The sequence below is a fragment of the Ammonifex thiophilus genome (assembly GCF_003368535.1).
Classification (GTDB): Bacteria; Bacillota; Desulfotomaculia; order Desulfotomaculales; family Ammonificaceae; genus Ammonifex; species Ammonifex thiophilus.
In genome coordinates, this window is record NZ_QSLN01000069.1 from 1 (window position 1) to 382 (window position 382).

Here is a 382-nt window from a genome sequence, read left to right on the forward strand (position 1 = left end):
ACCCTGACCGGACTCTGGCGGACCGAGGCTTACGTCGAAAGCGGACCGGCGCGAGGCAATTCTTACGGGGGATGGATCACCTTTTACCAGACGGGGAGCGAGCTTCACGGCAACTTTGCTTCCGCCTACTTTTCAGGGACCTGCAGCGGCAGCTACGCCAGCGGGACGGTCCGGCTCAGCTGCTCCACCACCGAGGGCTACCAGGCCTCGATAACGGCCAGTGTATCCGGCGACCACCGGCAGATCCAGGGAAGCTGGAGCGACAACCACGGCAACTCGGGCACCTACACCGCCTGGCGCTACACCTCGCCTCCCTATACCGGTAAGAACGCCTTCCCCAACGTAGAGAAGGTAGATCCCTCCCTGCGAGGTGGCTCGCTTT

The 382-nt window shown here is 63.1% G+C and carries 1 protein-coding gene; it reads left to right on the plus strand.

The features are described 5' to 3' along the window. Nucleotides 1-382, plus strand: a 382-nt coding sequence (locus DXX99_RS11620) for a hypothetical protein (RefSeq protein WP_165847849.1), incomplete at both ends; no start/stop codon positions are given.